Source organism: Rhizomicrobium sp. (genome assembly GCF_056722145.1).
In genome coordinates, this window is sequence record NZ_JBWZET010000360.1 from 1 (window position 1) to 3,046 (window position 3,046).

Here is a 3,046-nt window from a genome sequence, read left to right on the forward strand (position 1 = left end):
ACCATTGCCGCCAAGTCGCTCGAAGGCCTGCACCAGTTCGATATCCGGCTCGATCCGGCCGAACTCGGCCGCGTCGATGTCCGTCTCACTGTCGACAGCTCCGGCCAGGCCCAGGCCAATCTGGTGGTCGACAATCCCAAGACGCTGGAGTTGCTGCAGCGCGACGCCTCAAGCCTCAATCGGGCGCTGAGCGACGCCGGCCTCAATCTGTCCGGCAGCGGCCTCAATTTCTCGCTGCGCGATCAGCAACGCGACAGCGGCACCGGTACGCAGCGTTCGCGCGGCCGCGGCCTTTCCATCGACGCCGCGCTTGCGGCCAATGCATCCGCCATTCGTTCCCCTTCCGGCAGCTACGCGCCCAACAGCGTGCGGCTCGATATTCGCGTGTGAGGTAAGCCAATGACCACTCCTGTCACCAACAACACCGCGACGACCACGACAAACACCTCGACGTCGAGTTCGACCGCGACGACCGATCGCACCAGCCTGGCGACCAATTTCCAGACCTTTCTGACGCTGCTCACGACCCAGCTGCAGAACCAGGACCCGACCTCGCCGATGGACTCCAACCAGTTCACCCAGCAGCTCGTGGAGTACAGCCAGGTCGAACAGCAGATCGACACCAACTCGAAGCTCGACTCGCTGGTGGCGCTGTCGAGCAATCAGTCGACCAATCTCGCCATGAGCTATCTCGGCAAGAACGTGGTGCTGTCGGACGGCACCGGCCAGCTCGCCAGCGGCGCCGCCGATTGGACCTATGGCCTGGCGACCCCTGCGTCCACCACGACGCTGACGGTCAAGGATGCCAATGGCAAGGTGGTCTATTCGACGACCGCCGCGGCATCGGGCAACACTGCCGGCACGCACGATTTCAAGTGGGACGGCACCGACGGCAACGGCAATCAGCTGAACGACGGCCTCTACACCCTCGTCGTCGCCGCCACCGGCTCGGACGGCAACTCGATCACCAGCTCCATTGCCTCCAAGGCGACCGTGGGTGGTGTCGACCTTTCGGGCTCCTCGCCGCAACTCGTAATCGGAAGCTCAGAAGTGCCGCTCACCAGCGCCACCCTGATCACCAACTGAATCTGAAACGAAAACTGAAACTCGCGGCCCAGAATCGGCTGCCTTCTCGACGACCGGCATTCGGGCGAAGCCCCGCACCCCGGCAGGGAATGTGAAAGATGAGTCTCTACGGTGCAATGATGACCGGCGTCGCGGGCCTCTCGGCCTATTCGAACGCCCTCAGCGTCGCCTCCGCCAATATCGCGAACGTGAACACTGTCGGCTACAAGACGGCCACCGCCGACTTCTCGACCCTGCTCGCCTCGGCTTCCACCGCTAGCGACTCCTCGTCGGCCGGCGTGGTCTCGAGTTCCGGCCAGAACGTCATGCAGCAAGGCCTGCTGCAGACCACCACGTCGTCGACTGACCTGGCCATTTCGGGCAACGGCTTCTTCGTCGTGGCGCCGTCCTCGGCCGACACCACCAGCCGCGAATACACCCGCGCCGGCAGCTTCTCGACCGACTCGACCGGCTACCTCAAGAACTCCGCCGGCCTTTATCTGCTCGGCTGGCAGCTCGACGCCAACGGCAACGTTCCGTCGGACCGCAACGACATGACGACGATCAACGTCAACAGCCTTACCGGCAAGGCCGAAGCGACCACCAAGGCGTCATGCCAGATCAACCTGCAGGCTTCCACCGCGGCGGAAACCAACCCCTATTCGACGACCGCGACGCCGCCGACCTGCATGGCCAACGGCGCCATCACGCCCGACTTCCAGCGCACCATCAATATCTACGACAGCCAGGGCGACTCGCAGCCGATGCAGCTCAGCTTCGTGAAAACCGGCGCCAATGTCTGGAACTACGAAGTCACCTACCAGGGGACCGCCAGCAACATCACGCCCGCGAATGCGGCGCTGCCGAACCTCGTCACCTCCGGCACCTGCACCTTCAACACCGACGGCACCCTCGCATCGGTCACGCCCACCGGCGGTACCGCCTCGGCCGACGGCAGCGTCGACATTGCGGTTCCGTGGTCGGCGAGCTCGGGTCTTGGGGCGCAGACCTTCAACCTGTCGTTCGGCGCCCTCAACGCGTCGACCGGCTTGACCCAGTTCGACAACGCCTCGTCGATGTCGTCTTCGACGGTCAACGGCGCGCTGTTCGGCAGCCTCAGCGGCATCTCGATCGCCACCGATGGCACGGTGACGGCGCAGTTCTCCAACGGCTTGTCGCAGAAGGTCTACAAGATTCCGCTGGCGACGTTCTCCAATCCCGACGGCCTGTCGCAGCTTTCCGGCAACGCCTACACCCAGTCGACGGCCTCCGGTTCGCCGACCATTTCCGAAGCCGACGCCGGTTCCGCGGGTACCCTGCAGTCGAAGAACCTCGAAGAATCGACGGTCGACCTGGCGACGGAATTTACCAGTCTCATCACGACACAGCGCGCCTACTCGGCCGCATCGAAGATCGTCACCACCGCTTCGACGATGCTCGACGAACTTCTGCAGATGGCTCGCTGATCGCGTTAATGGAGGTTTCCAGCGCTTTTACTTCGTAAAGGCGCTGGGCCTTCAGACATGAGCGCAAATTCAAACGATGTCCTTCACCACTTGCTTACCCACTCATGTGGCCAAATTTTTAAGGCGGAACGGTTACCGTATGCATGGGTAGTGGAGTGAGGAGTTTCATGATCATGGGCGAAGACCGCAGGGGACGCGTCAGCTATGTCATCGGGCCGGATGGAAGCCCGCTGACCATGGCCGATCTGCCGCCGCCGAACACCAAGCGCTGGGTTATCCGCCGCAAGGCTGAAGTCGTTGCCGCCGTTCGCGGTGGTCTTTTGAGCCTGGACGAAGCCTGCCGCCGCTATACGCTGACGGTCGAGGAGTTTCTCGCCTGGCAGCGCGCCATTGATCGTTTCGGCATGCCCGGCCTTAGAGCGACACGCGTTCAGCAGTATCGCAACTAGCGTTCCACAGCGGGTTGCCCTTCCCGCTTCTCCGCCAGGGGCCGCGTCCTGCGGCCCCAGAGCGCG

At 63.3% G+C, this 3,046-nt stretch carries 4 protein-coding genes; all 4 read left to right on the forward strand.

The genetic code is table 11. The features are described from left to right. The coding region (locus AC1P6P_RS18970; protein WP_481404011.1) for a flagellar hook-length control protein FliK at nt 1–390 on the forward strand (390 nt) is incomplete at its 5' end. Nucleotides 391–399: 9 nt separating this feature from the next. After that, nucleotides 400–1,086, forward strand: a complete 687-nt coding sequence (locus AC1P6P_RS18975; RefSeq protein WP_481404012.1) for a flagellar hook assembly protein FlgD — start codon at nt 400–402, stop codon at nt 1,084–1,086. Between the two features lie 98 nt (nt 1,087–1,184). Further along, on the forward strand, nt 1,185–2,531 hold the full coding sequence (flgE, locus tag AC1P6P_RS18980; RefSeq protein WP_481404013.1) for a flagellar hook protein FlgE: 1,347 nt from the start codon (nt 1,185–1,187) through the stop codon (nt 2,529–2,531). 173 nt (nt 2,532–2,704) lie between these two features. Next, nucleotides 2,705–2,980, forward strand: coding sequence for a CtrA inhibitor SciP (gene sciP / locus AC1P6P_RS18985; protein ID WP_166935998.1), 276 nt, complete (start codon nt 2,705–2,707; stop codon nt 2,978–2,980). Nucleotides 2,981–3,046: the final 66 nt, after the last annotated feature.